Annotated in this window: 18 protein-coding genes and 1 tRNA gene; 10 read left to right on the top strand and 9 right to left on the bottom strand. The window is 56.4% G+C overall.

Translation table 11 applies throughout. The features are described from left to right. Positions 1-19: 19 nt before the first annotated feature. Positions 20-871, bottom strand: coding sequence for a transporter substrate-binding domain-containing protein (locus tag C816_RS16455; protein WP_016323534.1), 852 nt, complete (start codon positions 869-871; stop codon positions 20-22). 219 nt (positions 872-1090) lie between these two features. Between C816_RS16455 and spoIVA the strand changes: the two genes are divergently transcribed. Next, complete coding sequence (gene spoIVA, locus C816_RS16450) at positions 1091-2566, top strand: stage IV sporulation protein A (RefSeq protein WP_016323533.1); 1476 nt, start codon at positions 1091-1093, stop codon at positions 2564-2566. A gap of 41 nt (positions 2567-2607) precedes the next feature. Here spoIVA and C816_RS25720 read toward each other — a convergent pair whose 3' ends face one another. Next, complete coding sequence (locus C816_RS25720; RefSeq protein ID WP_016323532.1) at positions 2608-3438, bottom strand: methylated-DNA--[protein]-cysteine S-methyltransferase; 831 nt, start codon at positions 3436-3438, stop codon at positions 2608-2610. Positions 3439-3557: 119 nt separating this feature from the next. On the opposite strand from C816_RS25720, the gene C816_RS16440 reads away from it, so the two are divergent. After that, positions 3558-4328 carry a type III pantothenate kinase gene (locus C816_RS16440; RefSeq protein ID WP_016323531.1) on the top strand — a complete coding sequence of 257 codons (771 nt, stop codon included), beginning with the start codon at positions 3558-3560 and terminating at the stop codon, positions 4326-4328. Positions 4329-4352: 24 nt separating this feature from the next. Then, positions 4353-4964, top strand: a complete 612-nt coding sequence (locus C816_RS22980) for an HNH endonuclease (protein WP_016323530.1) — start codon at positions 4353-4355, stop codon at positions 4962-4964. Positions 4965-5035: 71 nt separating this feature from the next. On the opposite strand, the gene C816_RS16430 is transcribed toward C816_RS22980, so the two are convergent. Beyond that, positions 5036-6274, bottom strand: coding sequence for a 6-phosphofructokinase (locus C816_RS16430; RefSeq protein ID WP_016323529.1), 1239 nt, complete (start codon positions 6272-6274; stop codon positions 5036-5038). 245 nt (positions 6275-6519) lie between these two features. Here C816_RS16430 and fba point away from each other — a divergent pair, with 245 nt between their 5' ends. The 3 genes from fba to C816_RS16415 all read left to right on the top strand — a co-directional run bounded on the left by fba (position 6520) and on the right by C816_RS16415 (position 9941). Beyond that, complete coding sequence (gene fba / locus C816_RS16425; protein WP_016323528.1) at positions 6520-7488, top strand: class II fructose-1,6-bisphosphate aldolase; 969 nt, start codon at positions 6520-6522, stop codon at positions 7486-7488. Between the two features lie 97 nt (positions 7489-7585). Then, complete coding sequence (locus C816_RS16420; protein WP_016323527.1) at positions 7586-8089, top strand: amidase domain-containing protein; 504 nt, start codon at positions 7586-7588, stop codon at positions 8087-8089. Between the two features lie 208 nt (positions 8090-8297). Continuing rightward, the gene (locus C816_RS16415) at positions 8298-9941 is read left to right on the top strand and encodes a glycosyl hydrolase family 18 protein (protein ID WP_051147110.1); all 1644 of its coding nucleotides are present in this window, start codon (positions 8298-8300) and stop codon (positions 9939-9941) included. A gap of 44 nt (positions 9942-9985) precedes the next feature. On the opposite strand, the gene C816_RS16410 is transcribed toward C816_RS16415, so the two are convergent. From C816_RS16410 to C816_RS16405, 3 genes are all read right to left on the bottom strand, one after another. Continuing rightward, on the bottom strand, positions 9986-11002 hold the full coding sequence (locus C816_RS16410) for a tyrosine recombinase XerC (protein WP_016323525.1): 1017 nt from the start codon (positions 11000-11002) through the stop codon (positions 9986-9988). Positions 11003-11453: 451 nt separating this feature from the next. Continuing rightward, a complete protein-coding gene (locus C816_RS25095; RefSeq protein WP_242832228.1) occupies positions 11454-11654 on the bottom strand; it encodes a hypothetical protein in 201 nt (66 codons plus the stop codon). 53 nt (positions 11655-11707) lie between these two features. Continuing rightward, positions 11708-11784 (bottom strand) — tRNA-Arg (locus C816_RS16405). A gap of 239 nt (positions 11785-12023) precedes the next feature. On the opposite strand from C816_RS16405, the gene C816_RS16400 reads away from it, so the two are divergent. Continuing rightward, positions 12024-12515, top strand: coding sequence for a hypothetical protein (locus tag C816_RS16400; RefSeq protein ID WP_016323524.1), 492 nt, complete (start codon positions 12024-12026; stop codon positions 12513-12515). Here C816_RS16400 and C816_RS16395 read toward each other — a convergent pair. From C816_RS16395 to C816_RS16385, 3 genes are all read right to left on the bottom strand, one after another. Then, entirely contained in the window at positions 12505-12912 is a 408-nt protein-coding gene (locus C816_RS16395; RefSeq protein WP_016323523.1) for a hypothetical protein, read from the bottom strand. The two genes, C816_RS16400 and C816_RS16395, sit on opposite strands and share 11 nt — an antisense overlap. A gap of 191 nt (positions 12913-13103) precedes the next feature. Then, the gene (gene radA / locus C816_RS16390; RefSeq protein WP_016323522.1) at positions 13104-14483 is read right to left on the bottom strand and encodes a DNA repair protein RadA; all 1380 of its coding nucleotides are present in this window, start codon (positions 14481-14483) and stop codon (positions 13104-13106) included. Further along, the gene (locus C816_RS16385; RefSeq protein WP_242832227.1) at positions 14480-15145 is read right to left on the bottom strand and encodes an N-acetylmuramoyl-L-alanine amidase; all 666 of its coding nucleotides are present in this window, start codon (positions 15143-15145) and stop codon (positions 14480-14482) included. The genes radA and C816_RS16385 overlap by 4 nt, the downstream gene beginning before the upstream one ends. Between C816_RS16385 and C816_RS24590 the strand changes: the two genes are divergently transcribed. From C816_RS24590 to C816_RS16375, 3 genes are read left to right on the top strand one after another with little or no spacing between them, the layout of a single operon-like run. Further along, a complete protein-coding gene (locus C816_RS24590) occupies positions 15119-15472 on the top strand; it encodes a hypothetical protein (RefSeq protein WP_207636959.1) in 354 nt (117 codons plus the stop codon). The genes C816_RS16385 and C816_RS24590 overlap by 27 nt on opposite strands. Positions 15473-15475: 3 nt before the next feature. After that, entirely contained in the window at positions 15476-15937 is a 462-nt protein-coding gene (locus C816_RS22020; protein ID WP_016323520.1) for a spore coat protein CotJB, read from the top strand. After that, positions 15937-16533 (top strand): manganese catalase family protein, encoded by a 597-nt coding sequence (locus C816_RS16375; RefSeq protein ID WP_016323519.1) that lies wholly within the window; start codon positions 15937-15939, stop codon positions 16531-16533. The genes C816_RS22020 and C816_RS16375 overlap by 1 nt, the downstream gene beginning before the upstream one ends. Positions 16534-16600: the final 67 nt, after the last annotated feature.

Below are 16600 nucleotides of genomic sequence, written 5' to 3'. Positions count from 1 at the left end.
AGAAAGCTGTGTTACGGAATTACTGCTCAATCAGCGCGGCCTGGATGCCGTAGGTCTCGGCGCAGGTCACCATGGAGCCGTCAGCGTAGCTTGTCTTAAAGAAATCGTTCAGCGCGGCGGCCAGGTCGGAGCCCTTCCGGAAGCCCACGCCGTACTGCTCGCCCTCCTCCTCGTTGAGGGAGACGGTATAGGTCAGATTGGCGTAGCCGGTGCCCTCGCCTACCATGGCACCGGCCATCAGGGAGTCAATGACGGCGGCGTCAGCGGTGCCGGAGTTGACCTCCAGCAGGGCAGTGGCCTGATCCAGAACCTCGGTGTAGCTCTCACCCAGCAATTCCACCTGGGCCTGACCGGCGGAGCCGGACTCCACGGCGAAGTTCAAGCCCGACAGGCTCTCCTTGCTCTGGTAATCCGCGGCCTTGGCGGCAGGGACCACCACCACCTGGGTGTTGTTGCAGTAGGCGTTGGAGCACTCCATAGCGCTCTTCACCTCATCGGTGAGAGTCATGCCGTTCCAAACCACGTCGATGGTCTTGCCATCCAGCTCAAAGACCTTGTTGTCCCAGTCAATGACCTGGAACTCGACCTTTACGCCCAGGCTCTCGGCAAAGGCCTTGGCCATGTCGGCGTCAAAGCCGATCCACTCGCCGCTCGTATTTTGATAATCCATGGGCTCGAACTCCGTGATGCCTACGATCAGGGTACCCTTGTCCTGGACATAGGCCAGATCGCTGTCGGTCACCTGAATGTCTGTGGGGCCGTCCGCGCCGCCGATGACGGGATCATCGTTTTTCTTTCCGCCGCAGGCGGCCAGCGACAGGACCATGGCCAGCATCAGCAGCAAGGTCAAAATCTTCTTCCTGTTTTTCATCGTTTCATCCTCCAGATTCGGGCGGCTGACCGTCCGTTTAGTACATTAGCAGTTTATCACGCTAAATTGTATCTGTAAATAAGAAGAACTACCGGAAACTATGGAGAAAAACCAGGCCTAATTTGTGCGCTTTTGCCAAAAAAAGACGGGCTGTCATACTTTGCCGCTGCCGGACATAGAGTAAACCATGAATATGGAGCGGAAAAAGGACGGGATGCTATGAATACCACGATCTACCAGAGTATCGCCACCCGCACGGCGGGGGATATTTACATCGGCGTGGTGGGGCCGGTGCGCACTGGCAAATCCACCTTTATCAAGCGCTTTATGGAGACCCAGGTGATTCCAAACATTGAAAATGTCTACCGTAAGGAGCGGGCCCGGGATGAACTGCCCCAGAGCGGGTCCGGCCGCACCATCATGACGGCGGAGCCGAAGTTCGTACCGGAGGAGGCGGCCCAGATCCAGCTGGAGGGCGGCGGCTCTTTCTCTGTGCGGCTCATCGACTGCGTGGGCTACATGGTTCGGGGCGCCATCGGCCAGTTTGAGGACGACGCGCCCCGGATGGTCACCACTCCCTGGTTCGACCATGAGATTCCCATGACCGAGGCGGCGGAGATCGGCACTCGGAAGGTGATCTCCGAGCACTCCACCATCGGCATTGTCATCACCACCGACGGCACAGTGTCCGACATTCCCCGGGAGGACTACCTGGAGGCGGAGGAGCGGGTGATCCGGGAGCTCCAGGAGCTGGGAAAGCCCTTCATCGTTCTGCTGAATTCCGCGGACCCCAGGGGGGACCGGGCGGAGGCCATCGCCAGGGACATCACCTCCCGGTATGAGGTAAACTGCGCTCCGGTGAACTGTCTGGACCTGGGAGAGGAGGACGTGGCGAATATCCTCAAGGCCGTTCTCTATGAGTTTCCCATGCAGGAGCTGGATCTGTTCCTGCCCCCCTGGGTGGACGCCCTGCCAGCGGATCACCCCATCAAGGCGGGGCTGTACGACGCCATCCGCCAGGGAACGGCGGAGCTGCGCCATATCCGGGAGATTGAAGGCGTTATCGGCGCTCTGGGCGGCTGCGAGAATATCAGCGAGGCAAAGATCACAGGCATCGACCTGGGCACCGGAGTGGCCACAGCCAGACTGAGCCTGCCCAGGGAGCTGTTCTACCACACGCTCTCGGAGCAGTCTGGTTTTGAGGTGGGGGACGATGGCGACCTCATGAGTCTGCTGACCCGTCTGGCGGCGGTGAAGGCGGAGTACGACAAGGTGGCTGGAGCCCTGCGGGACGTGCGGGAGACGGGATACGGCATTGTCGTCCCCGGCATCGGCGAGCTGACACTGGAGGAGCCGGAGATCATGAAGCAGGGCGGACGGTACGGTGTAAAGCTGAAAGCCAGCGCCCCCAGCATTCACATGATCCGGGCGGATATAGAGACCGCCGTCTCGCCCATTGTGGGCAATGAGAAACAGTCCGAGGATATGGTGAACTACCTGCTCCAGGAGTTTGAGGGGGATACCAGCAAGATCTGGCAGTCCAATATCTTTGGCCGCAGCTTCCACGAGCTGGTAAACGACGATTTGCAGGCCAAGCTGAAACGGATGCCGGAGGACGCCCGGAAGAAGCTCCAGGAGACCCTGACCCGAATTATCAACGAGGGCAGCGGCGGGCTGATCTGTATCATCCTATAAATTAAAGAGAGGGCATTGGCGGTCCAATGCCCTCTCTTTAATCATGGAATTTCCTCTGGAAGAGGCTCCCGAACATAGGGTAAAAACTCCTCCCGGACGGCGCCCAGACGCCGGAAGGCCTCCCGGCCATGGCGCAGGGTCATGCCCCGGTTTTCATCGCTAGGCTGGTCCTCGCCGGGGTCAAATACATCGTTTTCCCAGAAGCACACCGGGCAGATGCAGGCAGCGGCATCTGCCTTCGGCACGGGAAGCGTCTTGTATCCGCAGCAGGGACAGGGGAATTTCCCCGGCTCCGGCGGGGGAGGCGGCTCCTCTGGGGAGAGGGACAGATTGTTCCTGGCCTCCGGCAGGTACTGGAATTTCGGCCTTTTCCCGCGTTCGCGGCTGTTAGGCCTTGTCGTGTCCACACCCTCCAGCATCAGAAGAAACCGCTTTTTCTCCAGACCTCCGGCGTAGCCTGTCAGGCTTCCGTCTGTCCCCAGCACCCGGTGGCAGGGAATGAGGATGGAGATGGGATTACGGCTCACCGCGCTTCCCACCGCCCGGGGGGAGGAGCCCAGATCCGCCGCCAAGGCTCCGTATGTGCGGGTCTGTCCGCAGGGGATATCCAACAGCCGGTTCCAGACCGATTGTTGGAACGCGCTCCCCGCAGGCGACAGAGGCGGCAGGGCAGAGGGGCGGTTTCCGGCAAAGTAATCGTCCAGCCAAAGCGCGGCCTCTCGAAATATGGGAAGCGCCGGCGCCTTTTGCGCCGCCGGGTCCAATCCGGTGGAAAAATACTTCTGGTTTTCCAGCCACAGTCCGGTGACGGATGTCCCGTCAGAGGCCAGACGCAGCGGGCCGACAGGGGAGGGGATGTCAGTGAAAAACATGGCGCGCCTCCTTTCTTTCCTTTCAGTATACCGGTTTTCCGGAAGTCTTGCAAGAGGCGGAAAAACGTGGTATCATAATTCCAATAAAAAGAAATTGAGATTTTAAGGAGGCTGCCGCTATGCTGCTGGCCATTGACGTGGGCAATTCCAACACCTCGGTGGGACTGTTTGACCGGGGAAAAAATCTGCAGTTCCTGGCCTCCCTGGACACGGACAGCCGGAAGACCGCCGACCAGATCAGTGTGGATCTGATGAATCTGTTCACTCTGTACCATTTTGACTATACCAAGGTCAGCGGTGCGATTTTGTGCAGTGTGGTACCGCCTTTGAACTTTATGATGGAAAAGGCCCTGGCGCGCCTCTTGGGCCGCCCGCCTATGGTGGTGGGCCCCGGTGTCAGGACGGGTCTGAACATCCGGCTGACGGTCCAAACCCAGGTGGGAGCAGACATTGTGGCGGACGCCGTGGCGGCGCTGGAGAAGTTTTCCCCGCCTATCATCACCATCGACATGGGTACCGCCACCACCATCGGCGTCATCTCCCAGGGGCGGAACTATGAGGGAGGACTGCTGCTCCCCGGTGTCAACGTATCCCTGGAGGCCCTGAGCCGCCGGGCCGCCCAACTGCCGGACATCTCCCTCCAGCATCCCAAGTCGCTGATTGGAAAGACCACGGAGGACTGCATGCGCTCCGGAATTGTCTACGGTACCGCGGGAATGCTGGACGGCATCATCGACCGCATCCGAGAGGAGTTTCCGGGGCAGGAGGTCAGCGTGGTGGCCACTGGAGGAAATGCCCCGGTTATCGTGCGGTACTGCCGGAATCCCATTGTGTATGATAAGTTTTTGCTGATGGATGGGCTCTGGACAATTTACCAAAAGAATCGATAAACAGAGATAGAGATGGGGGATACTATGACTTGGAAAGAACTTCTTCAAGACGCGTTGAATCAATTGGGAGGAGAGGCACATTTAGAAGAGATCTATAGTTACGTCGAAAGCAGCAGCCAAAAGTCTCTTACCAGCAGTTGGAAGGCCACTGTACGTCATGAGTTGGAACGAGCATCTTCTGACTCTCAAAATTTTGATGGAAATCAGGATTTATTTTACTCTGCTCACGGGCTTGGCGGCGGGAAATGGGGATTGCGAAGCTTTGTGCCCACAGTAGAATCCATGGATATTACCCAGGATGATTCCGGCTTTCCAGAGGGACGTGCCGTTTTACGGAATCATCTTCTCCGTGAGAGAAATCATCAGGTAATCCTATTGGCAAAAAAGCGGTATTTGGAACAGCATGGACATTTGGCATGCGAAGTCTGCGGTTTTGATTTTGAGGCGCATTATGGTGAAATTGGTCAGGAGTTTATAGAAGGCCACCACACAAAGCCAGTTTCTGAGTTGGAACCCGGTGAACAGACACGGGTAGAGGATATCTCTTTGCTTTGTTCCAATTGTCACAGTATGATTCATCGAAGGCGTCCCTGGCTGACAAAGGAACAACTAAAAAGCCTCCTGGTTTCTGTTTGATATTTGGTTACCAATATATAAAAGGCGTCCCATTTTTGAAAATAGGACGCCTTTCATATATCGTTTTGTGATTATTTCACCAGAACCTTCTTGAGCTTGGCAAACCGGGGAAGGGAGTCCTGCTTGGGCAGCTTGGGCTCGCCTTGGATCAGGGGCAGGGCGTAATCAATAAATTCCTTCTTCACGCCGTTATGGGTCTCATTGATCCACTCCAGGGGCACCTTCTTCTCGGTGTTGGCCACGTCGGTGAGGCCCAGCAGCTTGGTCTTGCAGACGTACTGGCCGCCCTCATAGCTGCGCTCAAAGCCCACCATCTTGTCGGTGATCCCGGCCACGGCGTTTTCCACGGCAGCCTTGCCGGACATGAAGCTCTCCTCGATGTCGGTCTCAGAGGCCAAATGGGCGCCGCAGCGCTGGAGCAGACTCAGCTCGATGCCACGGACCTTGGCGCCGGTCTTCTGCTTGCAGGCCTCGGCCAGGGTGGCGGCCAGACCGCCCAGCTGGGCGTGGCCGAAGCCGTCGGTGGCAGAGGTCTTCGCCTCGGAGACAAAGGAGCCGTCGGCGTAGTGGATGCCCTCGGAGACGGCCACCATGCAGTTGCCCTTCTCCTTATAGATGCGGTCCACATCGCTGAGGAACTGCTCCATATCGAAATCCACCTCGGGGAGATATACCAGATCGGGACCCGCGCCGTAGGCGCTGGCCAAGGCGGCGGCGCCGGCCAGCCAGCCGGCATGGCGGCCCATGATTTCAATGACGCAGATCATGCCGGTGTCATAGACCCGGGCGTCCTGATAGACCTCCATGCAGCTTGTGGCGATATACTTGGCAGCGGAGGCGAAGCCGGGGCAGTGGTCGGTGCCGAAGAGGTCGTTGTCGATGGTCTTGGGCACGCCCATCACCCGGCACTCATAGCCAACCTTTTGCATATACTTGCTGATCTTGTTGCAGGTGTCCATGGAATCGTTGCCGCCGTTGTAGAAGAAATAACGGACGTCGTACTTTTTGAAAATATCCAGGATACGCTTGTAGTCGGTGTCGTCCACGTCCGGGTCCGCGATCTTGTAGCGGCAGGAGCCCAGGGCGGAGGATGGGGTGTACTTCAGCAGCTCCAGCTCGGCGGGGTCCTCCTGGCCCATATCGAACAGGCGGTCGTTCAGAACGCCCTTGATGCCGTGCTCCGCGCCCAGCACCCGGGTGATGTTGGGATTTTTCAGGGCGGTGCTGATTACGCCGTAGGCGCTGGCGTTGATGACAGAGGTGGGACCTCCGGACTGACCAAAGATACAGGCGCCTTTCAATTCACTCATGGGAAAAACCTCCTAAAAATTTGTGTTGTCCCTGATCGTAAGCGGTAATCAAAGGTGTGATTTATCATATCATTGAAAAAAAGAATTGTAAATACTTGCATTTTAATTTTTTTGTGATATTATCTAGGGAGAAAAACGTTTTCGCCTTTTCAAAAACTGTTTTTTTCAATTTGGCGGGGAACCGCCTGCCTTGTGAAGACAGAATGGGGAAGGGCGGACGCAATAATAATGAGGAGATGATTGTTATGGCACTGGTCACTTCTACCGAAATGTTCAAGAAGGCCTACAACGGGGGCTACGCCATCGGCGCCTTCAACGTCAACAACATGGAGATTGTGCAGGGTATTACCGAGGCCTGCCGCGAGGAGAAGGCCCCTGTGATTCTCCAGGTCTCCAAGGGCGCCCGCGCCTATGCCAACCACACCTATCTTGTGAAGCTGGTGGAGTCTGCGGTTATCGAGTGCCCGGAGATTCCCATCGTGCTGCACCTGGATCACGGCGACAGCTTTGAGACCTGCAAGTCCTGCATTGACGGCGGCTTTACCTCCGTCATGATCGACGCCAGCTCCAAGCCCTTCGCCGAGAATATTGAGATCACCAAGAAGGTGGTTGAATACGCCCACGACCACGGCGTGGTTGTTGAGGCAGAGCTGGGCGCTCTGGCCGGCGTGGAGGACGAGGTCAATGTCTCCGCCGAGCAGTCCCACTACACCCGGCCCGAAGAGGTGGAGGAGTTCGTCTCCAAGACCGGCTGCGACTCTCTGGCCATCGCCATCGGCACCAGCCACGGCGCCTACAAGTTCACCGCCGCCCAGTGCACCCGCAATGAAAAAGGCGAGCTGGTCCCGCCCCCGCTGCGCTTCGACATTCTGGACGAGGTTGTCAAGCGCCTGCCCGGGTTCCCCATCGTGCTCCACGGCTCCTCCTCCGTTCCCCAGGACTATGTGAAGATGGTCAACGCCAACGGCGGCAAGATGCCCGACGCCGTCGGCATCCCCGAGGAGCAGCTCCGCAAGGCCGCCCGCAGCGCCGTGTGCAAGATCAACATCGACTCTGACCTGCGTCTGGCCATGACCGGCACCATCCGGCAGTTCTTCAACGAGCATCCCGATAAGTTTGATCCCCGCGAGTATCTCAAGCCCGCCCGCGCCAACATCAAGGAGCTGGTTCGCCACAAGCTGGTGGACGTCCTGGGCTGCAACGGCAAGGCGTAATTTACAAGCTGTCAGGGACCGGAGGCGTTATGCCTCCGGTCTTTTGTGTCCTCACCGGTCTCCTCTGCATAGGATGAGGGGAAGAGGAGGGGAGACCATGCGTTTTATCCAAAACTACAATCGCGCCGCCGCGGTGATGTACGCCCACAAGTGGGCCTATGGGCGGAATCCCCGGTTTTATGATTACGAGAATCTGGGCGGAGACTGCACCAATTTCGCCTCTCAGTGCATCTACGCCGGAAGCGGTGTTATGAATTTTACGCCGGACATCGGGTGGTACTACATTGACGCAAACCAAAAGGCGCCGGCCTGGACGGGCGTCCCATATCTCTACAATTTTCTGACCCGCCGGGGACCCTCCGTCGGACCGATAGGGGAGCCCTGCGCCATAGAGGATCTGCGTCCCGGGGATCTGATCCAGTTGTCCTTCAAGGGGGAGGACTTTCAGCATTCGCCCATCGTAGTATCCGTGGGGGAGCGTCCTGATCCGAAAAATATCCTCATTGCCGCCCACAGCTATGATGCCGACAACCGCCCTCTGGTCACCTACGAATATCGGGACATCCGTTTTTTACACATTACTGGGATTATTTGGCCGTAAAAAATATTTGTAAAATCTTAAAAAACCTTACCATTTCAGCGCCATTTATGCTATAATAGCCGCAATGCGGCTATTATATTTCATTTCGGCTATTTTCCCGCCCTTGCCAGGCAGTTGGAAAAGATGGTTTTCAGGTTCGTTTTCCTCTTGCCGGAAAGAAATAGGAGTCATAAATGTTCAGGAATTGAGAGAAAGAGAGAGGAGCTCCATGAAACGTGTGATTTCATGGCTTCTGGCGGCGGTATTGACAGCAATTTTGGCTGTTCCGGCGGCAGGAGCCGTCTATATGGACATTCCCGCCGGGAGCGCTTTATCGGGTGAGGTTCAAAGAGCCGTCCAATACGGCCTGATGGAGGGATACAGCGCCGCCAGATTCGGCTATGGGGACTCCATGACCAGGGCCCAGTTTGTAACCGTACTGGGCCGGATGATGAATTGGGCGGCCTCCCCGGCAGAAAATTTCATCACCTCCGCCATGGAGCTGCCGGCAAAGCTCTCTGACACCTACCAGAGCGCCATTAACTATGCCGTAAAAAACGATGTGGTGGACGCCAATGCCCCATTTCGGCCCAGCGAACGGATCACCCGGGCAGAGATGTCTGAGATGCTGGTGCGGGCACTGGGATTAAAGAGCGCGGCTGCGCTGGCTGAAAGGGGAATCTCCCTGCCCTTCGGCGATGTTGTCAACCGCCGGGGATACATCGCCGTGGCCTACACCATCGGCATGACCAACGGCACCTCTGCAGATACATTTTCACCGGACAGCACCGCTACCCGGGCCCATGCCGCGGCCATGATGGTACGCATTTATGAGAAGCTCCACCAGAAAAACGGCTGGGTCCACGGGTTTTACGCCAGCGCCTCCTACAGCCAGCTATATCTGACGGATTATCTGGACGCCGTCAGTGTGGGCTGGAGCCGGATGACCTGGGACGGTGGACAAGCCCGGCTGACCACCACCAGCGCCGGCGGCAATGAATACTACATCCCCACCGGATACCAGGAGGTGGCCGCCTTTCTGGCAGACGGCAGAAAGCGGATGCACCTCAATGTCTATATGGACGGTACCGCTCCCCGTGAGCTGCTGGCCAGCCGGGAGGGACGTGCCCAAGCCGTGAAGGAGATCGTCAACGAGCTGACCGTCTCCTACCGTCAGCTGGGCCGGAATCCATACAGCGGCGTCACAGTGGACTTTGAGGGCCTGCGGGCCGCCTCCCGGAGCGATTTCACCGCCTTTTTGACAGATTTGAGCAGGGAGGTCCACGGTCTGGGAAAGACGCTGTATGTCTGTGTCTCCCCGGTGCTGTTATCTGGGCCCTATTACGACGGATATGACTACCGTTCCATTGCCGCTCTGGCAGACCAGGTCATTCTGATGGCCTACGACTACGACGCCCGGGATCTCTCCGGCTTCGAGGGGACGGAGTACTACAAAAACATCGCCCCAGCACCTATCGATCAGGTATTTATGTCGCTGGAGGCCATTGCCGCCGCGGTTCAGGACCCCGGAAAAATCGCGCTGGGCTTTAGCTGCAAAAATATCGCCTGGCAGATTGACGAAAACGAACGGCTGGTCTCCGGCAAGCCTCTGTATCCCTCCAATGAGACGTTGTACAGACGGCTGGAACAGCCGGACACCATTCGCGGCTGGTCGGACAGCTATCAGACCAGCTACGCCATCTATACGACCGAGAGCGGTGAGCGGTATTTTACCTGGTATGATGACAGTACCAGCGTCCAGGTAAAATTGAATGCCGCAAAGCTTCTGGGAATCACGGATGTCTCCATCTGGCGCCTTGGAATTGTGCCGACCAGGGCCAGCTTTAACTGGATGAATCTGCTGGTGAGCTGAGCGGCAGGGAATAGGAAAACGCCGCCCTATGAGGCGGCGTTTTTCTATTGATTGTCAGTTTTTCCTGATTTTTTAACACGTGACAAGGGATTTGCCTTTGCAGCAACTCGCAGGGATTCATTGTCAATATGGGTATAGATTTGGGTGGTGTTCAAGTGGTCGTGTCCTAGGACCTCCTGTACCGCGCGGACATCTACACCGTTTTGCAGCATCAAAGTAGCGGCGGTATGTCGCAGCTTGTGGGAGGAGTACTGGGTGCTGTCCAGCCCCGCCGCCGTCAGCCTCTTTTTGACCATGGCATGGACGGTGGAACGGCTGATCCGCTCATTCTGAGACGAAAGAAACAGGGCTCCCGCATGGCGGCCGGTGATATTCCGCCGTACCGCCAGATACCGGGAGAGGGCATCCTGGCAGGCGTCGTTCAGATAGATAATACGGATTTTGCCGCCTTTGCCAAGGACCCGCAGGGCATCGCCCTGGATGTCGTTGAGATTCAGTCCCACCAGCTCGGAGATCCGCAGGCCGCAGTTGAGAAACAGCGTCAGAATACAGTAGTCCCGTTCCTGATTTTTGCCGTCTACGGAGGACAAGAGATTCAGGCTTTCATCTAAAGTCAGGTATTTTGGCAGGGATTTTCGCAATTTGGGAGAATCCATATCTTTGACAGGATTTTCACGAAGTAGGTGGGCCTTGTTGGTCAGGTAATTGTAAAAGGAGCGGATGGTGGCGATTTTTCTGGCGCGGGATGAGGCGTTGAGGCCATAGTCGGAGTGACGGCTGTTGGGGTGCTGGGCACGCTCACGGCTGAGATAGGTCATATAGCCGTAAATATCCGTCAGCGACACGCTGGCGATTAAGCTGATGTCGACGTCCATAATGTCGATCTCATCCAGCGATTTGCCGGCCAGAGCCGGATCACGAATTTGCTTGATATATCGAAAGAAATTTCGAAGGTCCAAAAAGTATTCATCGACTGTGCGTTTGGAATGAGCTTTGACATTCTCGTGATATGAGAGAAAGTCCCGCAGAATCTGCGGAGCTTCTGTGAGATAATCGGCCATGTTTACTGTTTTGCGGATCTATGGGCAAAAACGCGTCTCGGAGGCCTCTGCTACGGTTTCAGCTCCCCTTAATTGAACAAAATTTTTATTTTGTTCAATTAAATCTATACCCGCAAATCCCTCCTCCCCGAATTCTAAAAATGATTATACCACGGCTTGCCCAGCAAGTCCAGTGCCGCGGATTGCTGGAGCATTTCCGGCGCTTTGTGCTTTTTTCAAATTCTGCAAGAACCTCCAGAGGATTTGCCTATTAAATTTTGAATCAGCCCTGTTTGAAGAATATCAGAGTTTCGTAACGGATGGATATTTTCCGATGTATGGCGTCCAGGAGCCGCCAAAAATCAATCTCCACTTTGATCTCTTCTCGCCAAAATTTCCCCTAATCCGTATTAGGCCCTGTTTGAAAAAAGTCAAAACGCCCAAATGGTGGATCTTTATCCGGCACTCTGCGTTAAATTTTCTTGCCGGGCGTCAGCCCGCCTGCAAAAATTTGCCTTGATTGGCGAAAAAATCTCTCGCCGTTGGGCATTCCGCCTTTTTTCAAACAAGGCCTAGAACGGCTGAAACCCGTGAAGACTTCCGCATCCGTTTTCCCTTCGGTCCCGCGTCCAGCGGAGCAAGTCGAAACCAAAAACGAAGAAACTCCCATCATAGCGCAGTCTTCGCCGGAAGGCAAAAACGGAGCGGTGATGGGAATTTCTGAACTGGTACGCCCGAGCGGATTCGAACCGCTGGCCTTCCGCTTAGGAGGCGGACGCTCTATCCTGCTGAGCTACGGACGCATACATAAAATACAATAATTAACAGACTGCTGGCATTTTACCACTTTATTGGTGATCTGTCAATCAAAAGGTCATTGTCCCCTCTTCTGTGGCGTGAACTCCGACAATTCCACAAAAGCGAATTGTTGAATGAGGATGGTCCATATGGTAAAATTTAAGAAAATGTATTCATAGGCGGAGGGTGCGGACCTGATTAAACAGCATCCTCCAAAATCAGAAATGATGGAGGTCAACTTGGTATGGATTACGCAGCTGCTCAATTTGTAAATCAATTGGTGGGCAAAAGACTGCTCCATTTTTGCTGTGAGGCTGAAATACTGGATTTCGATTTTGCTCCTCTTGCACTTCATGCTATGGGATGTTCAAGAGTAATCAAAAACAATGATATTTTGGTGACGACTTTTGACTATCAATTGTGGGATCTATCTGAAAGCACCCACAATGATGAATGGTTCAACGCGGAAAAATTCTATTCCGAAATCATTGATGGTACCGTTATTTCTGTGGAAATCAGTCCGTGGTATGATTTACGCATCAAACTAGATAACAATGTTGTAATTGAATGCCTGATTGCAAATGCTTACCCACATTATGATGAAGAGCAAGAGCAATGGGTGCTGTTTGAACCTACAGAGGATCACAGCGGAACTTTTTTAACAGTTTATAACAAGCGCATAGATTTTCACAATGTCCATGTGTTATCCAACAGTCCTAAAAGCTCTACGGTATAGGGGTGTTTTTCCAGTATAGGGTGCACTTTCCCGTAGCGCCCTTGAACTCCCAGTGCAGATAACACCTGCTTTCCAGCTCTATGCTTCCGGTGGTTACATACCGGTTCAGGCACAGTAATTCCCGCTTCTCTTTGTCCAGCAGCGACACAGCGGCATCCCCGTTTGACAACTGGCAGTCCAGAGTGAACGTATATGTCCCTCTTCTGCGGAACCTGCCCATATGCCGGACCCAGCCGGTACAGGAGTTCAGAGCGGCCCGGTCCTCGCTTTTCCGGGTCTGAAAGACGAACAGAACGGCGGCAACGCTCTTTGTCACCGCAATCCCACGGCAATACAGCAGATAGATTACAACGCCTGTCACTGTTCCAAGCGCTAGAATATCCAGCCATGGCTTCACGTCTGCCGCCTCCTCTTTTGCATGAAATCTCCCCAGGCGGGTCAAGCTAAGAAAAATTCAAAGAGAATGGATGATCGCCATGAGCTTGATTCCCTGCACCAGTTCCTGCGTCTATCAGTCTGACGGCGTCTGCACCCTAGACAGTGCGGCGGCCGCCGGGGTGCCCGCCCTGGGAGGCGCCTGCGTCCACTTCATTCCTGCGGACGCAAAGCGGCTCGGATCGCCTCACCGATATTTCGAGCCGGCAGCAGCTCCAGACCGGGAAACGGCCCCAGATTTCCCGCACGGTGGGCTGGAATGACACATTTCCGAAAGCCAAGCCGCCGCACTTCGGAGATGCGCTGGGCCAGCTGATTGACGGTCCGCAGTTCCCCGGTCAGGCCTACCTCCCCAATTGCCACCAGGTCGTTGGGAATGGGCCTGTCCAAATAGCTGGAGGACAGAGCCACCACCGCCGCCAGATCGGCGGCGGGCTCGTCCAGCCAAAGACCGCCGATGATGTTGAGATAGGCATCGCAGGCGGAGACTTTCAGCCCCCCCCGCTTTTCTAAAACAGCCAGCAGCATGGCCGCCCGGTTGTAGTCGAAGCCGTTGCTGGTGCGCCGGGGATTGCCTCCGGCAGAGGTCACCACCAGGGCCTGGATCTCCGCCAGCACTGGGCGCATCCCCTCCATGACGCAGGTGACGCAGGTCCCCGGCGTATCCTCCGGACGGCCCGAGAGCAGCATTTCCGAGGGGTTTTCCACCTCTGTCAGCCCCTCGTCCCGCATCTCAAAGACCCCGATCTCATTGGTGGCTCCAAAGCGGTTCTTCGCCGCCCGCAGGATGCGGTATGAGGTGTGCTGGTCGCCCTCGAAGTACAGCACGCAGTCCACCATGTGCTCCAAAACCTTGGGCCCTGCGATGGAGCCCTCCTTGTTCACGTGGCCGATGACGAAAACCGTGAGTCCCCCCTGCCCTTTTGCCAGCTGCATCAGGGCCATGGTACAGTCCTTTACCTGGCTGACGCTGCCCGCCGGGGAGTCCAGGGACTCGTTATAGAGCGTTTGAATGGAGTCCACAATCAAAACATCCGGCTGTTCCGCCGCCACGGACTCCAGCACCCCTCCCAGGCTGGTCTCCGAGACCACATAGAGGTTTCCGCTCTCCACCCGGAGCCGCCGGGCCCGGAGTTTCAGCTGGTGCTCCGACTCCTCGCCGGATACATACAGAATTTTGCAGCTCTCGCTGAGTTTGCTGCAGATCTGCAGCATCAGTGTGGATTTTCCGATACCCGGCGCGCCGCCCACCAGCACCAGGGAGCCCTTCACGGCGCCGCCGCCCAAGACCCGGTCCAGCTCCCCCATTCCGGTGGGAAAGCGAATCTCCTCGTCCGTCTCCAGCTCCGTCACCGGGCAGGCCCGGCGGGCGGTCAGCGGGGAACGGCCCGCTTTTCCGCCCTTCGCCCCAGCCCGGGGTGTCTCGGGCTGTTCTACAATGGTATTCCATGCGCCGCAGGCAGGGCACTTCCCCGCCCATTTTGCCGTTTCGTTTCCGCACTCCGTGCAGTAGAACATAGTCCTTTGCTTCATGGCACTTCCTCCCCCGCCGCGCACCGCAGATACCCGGCGGCAATGGCGGCGGCCAGCTTTAGTTGATAGTCCGGCTGCTGCAGCCGCACGGTCTCCTCCGGATTGGACAAAAAACCACACTCTACGATGATTCCCGGAGCCGTGATGTTTTTCATCAGATAGATGGTGGTGGGAATAGGTTTTGGATGCTTTTCATTTCCCGCATTGATGTGCCCGTTCAGCGCGTCCTGAATGATCTCCGCCAGTTCCTCTGCACCCTCCTGCCGGTTCCAGAACACTTGGGCCCCGTGGGTCACAACAGAGGATGGAAGACTGTTCTGGTGGACGCTCAGCAGTACGGCGTTCTCCGTACTGTTCACTAAGGCCACCCGATTTTTCAGGTCGGACACCTTCCGCTGACGGATGGTATTCAGGTCCGGGTCGGCGATGGTAATATCCTCGCTGCGGGTCAGGAGCGTCCGCTGTCCCGCAAAGCGCAGCAGGTCATTGACCCGCAGGGCGATTTCCAGGTTGAGATGGCTCTCTTCCACTCCGTCCGGCGATATGGCGCCTCCGTCCTCCCCGCCGTGTCCGGCGTCCACCACCACCGTGACCGGTACGTCGTCCCGGGCGGCAAAAGCCGGCGCCGCAGGCGTATGTCCGAACCAGAAGACGGCAGCCAAGCCCGCAAGAAAACAGCAAAAGAGCGCGGAGAGCAGAAATACGCGTTTACGAATCAGAATAATCACAGACAGCACCCCCGTTTGGAGGCTATGCCAGACAGCTTATCCCATATGCTGCTTACCGCCGCATATTATTTTTATTATACCGTTTTCAAAGGGGAAAGCAAACCTAATTTTGACCGCGTTCCCCTTCCCTTAATTCCGGCATACAATGGAGTAACGCGCGGCACGGCGGCCTATCTCGGGCGGGCTGTGCCAAGGCGTGGCGCGCAGATCAAAGCGCTGCCGTCTTTATTTGCGCGTCTCATCAGAAGGAGGCGTCCATAACTTATGGAAAAACCTGAACAGAACAGGCCTGAAAATTCCGCCTGCGGCGTAGGGCAGGGTCCCCTGCCCAGCTGCGCTCAGCTGGCGTTTCCCTATATTCCCATACAGGAGAACAATCCCGCCCGTTACAGCCGCATGGAGGCGCTGGAGACCGGCACCCTGTTTCCCGGACTGAACTTGCCCTTCAAGGCGGCTATTCAGGCCAGAACCAAGCTGGCCAACACCGCTTTGGTGGAGCTGATGGCTCTGAGCTTCGCCGTCGACGAGCTGGGGCTGTATCTGACCACTCACGCCCAGGACCAGGAGGCGCTGCAGCTGTACTGGTCCTACGTCAAGCTGCTGAAAGAGGGACAGGAGAAGTATCAGAAGATGCACGGTCCCCTGCTCCAGACCGATCTGACCCCGGAGGACGGCTATGCCTGGCTGAAGGACCCCTGGCCCTGGGATTTTGGAGGGAATGACTGATGTTTGTCTATGAGAAGAAATTGCAGTACCCGGTGAAAATCAAGAACACCAACCCCAGACTGGCGTCCGTCATCATCAGTCAATACGGCGGGCCCGACGGCGAGCTGGGGGCTTCCCTGCGGTATCTGAGCCAGCGGTACTCCATGCCCTATGCCGAGCTGAAGGGGCTGCTGACCGATATCGGAACGGAGGAACTGGGCCACCTGGAGATGGTGGGCACCCTTGTTCATCAGCTGACCAGGAATCTGACGGAGGAGCAGATCCGAACCGCTGGGTTTGACACCTACTTTGTGGATCACACAACGGGCGTCTATCCTCAGTTCGCCTCCGGCTATCCCTGGTCTGCCTCCACCATGCAGGTTACCGGCGATGTCATCGCCGATCTGACGGAGGACCTGGCGGCGGAGCAGAAGGCCCGCGTGACCTATGACAATATTCTGCGGCTCAGCGACGATCCGGATGTCAACGATGTCATCCGCTTCCTGCGGGCTCGGGAGGTGGTCCACTTCCAGCGGTTCGGCGAGGGTCTGCGGCTGGCCAAGGACAAGATGAACGAGAAAAACGTATATTATATGAACCCCGCATTCGATAAATAGGAATCAGAAGATGTAAAAGGCCCCCGGGCCGGAGAATTTTCTCCGGCCCGGGGGCTTGATCCTGCGC

It is taken from the genome of Oscillibacter sp. 1-3 (assembly GCF_000403435.2).
GTDB lineage: Bacteria > Bacillota > Clostridia > Oscillospirales > Oscillospiraceae > Oscillibacter.
Note: the sequence above shows the minus strand (reverse complement) of the source record. Positions and strands in the feature narration are given on the sequence as shown.